This window comes from Parashewanella hymeniacidonis, from assembly GCF_016900895.1.
Classification (GTDB): Bacteria; Pseudomonadota; Gammaproteobacteria; order Enterobacterales; family Shewanellaceae; genus Parashewanella; species Parashewanella hymeniacidonis.
The window spans coordinates 1-1258 of record NZ_JAFEUN010000282.1 but is presented as its reverse complement, the minus strand read 5'-3'; the positions used below and the strand labels follow the sequence as shown (position 1 = coordinate 1258).

Here is a 1258-nt window from a genome sequence, read left to right as displayed (position 1 = left end):
TTTGTTTTTGAGATAATAAATCTAGTTTTTGTAGTCAATAATTTAAGAAGTAAATACATGGATGGTAATCAAGTTCTAATGCTTGGCCTTGGTATAGAAGCGCCTTGGAAGTTAGTTAACCAACACCTCGATATCTCAGCCTCCCCTAATGAACTTGTTCTCGAAATTGAAGCAGAACGAGGAAGTTTGTATCCATGCCCAACTTGCTCAAAAGCTTGTCCTGCACATGACTTTAAATCACTGACTTGGCGTCACCTCAATTTCTTTCAGCATCACTGTTATATCAAAGCAAACGTACCAAGAACTCGTTGTCCCGAGCATGGGGTTCATCGTGTCAATGTTCCTTGGGCGAGAGCAGGGAGTAAATTCACGTTACTGTTCGAACAATCAGTATTGATACTGGCTCGTGAAATGCCAGTGAAGGCATGCGCTGAATATATTGGAATTCGTGACAAACGCATTTGGCGCATCATCCAACACTACGTCAGCAAAGCATTGTCACTGATGAACTTGTCGGCACTCAAAGCTATTGGTCTAGATGAAACGGCGGCTAAACGTGGCCACAACTATGTGACTGTTTTCATTGATATGGACAAGAAAGATAAGCCAGTCGTGTTCGCTACACCTGGGAAAGGTAAAGAAACCGTTAAGCAATTCAAGTCCTTTCTTACAGAGCATCAAGGTCAGGCTGATAATGTGCTTGAAGTCGTATGCGATATGTCCAAAGCCTTTCTATCAGCAATAGAGGAAGAATTCCCAAATGCCAACGTAACCGTAGATTGGTTCCATGTTGTGCAATTGTTTACTAAAGCGGTTGATGAAGTACGTAAAACGGAGAGAAACCTACAACCTCATCCAAAGGGCCTTCGCTGGGCAGTACTAAAAAATGCAGACGGTTCACTTACTGAAAAACAAAGAGAAGCGCTTGCAGAGCTAGAAGCCAGTGACCTTAATACAGCAACAGCTTGGCGGGTTAAGGAACAACTCCGCTGGATCCGTAAAGCTGAAACCGCTCATGCGGCCCGTTGGAGGCTGACGTATTTTATAAACTTTGCGAAAGAGCAGTTGGGTGACATTGAAGCGTTAGAGCCCGTTCGGAAAGCACTTGCAACTGTGGAAAGGCACGCAGATAGAATCTTACAGCGATGGTCATCTACTTATACAAACGCTCGAATGGAAGGATTAAACAGTTTATTTCAAGCGGCCAGAGCACGAGCCAGAGGCTACCGTAATACAGGAACATTTATAACCATGATCT

General features: G+C 43.6%; 1 protein-coding gene. It reads left to right on the top strand.

Features of this window, described 5'->3' with window-relative positions; translation table 11 throughout:
• Window positions 1-57 precede the first annotated feature (57 nt).
• Window positions 58-1258: ISL3 family transposase (locus tag JQC92_RS22345; protein ID WP_205001725.1), on the top strand; the 1201-nt coding region annotated here is incomplete at its 3' end.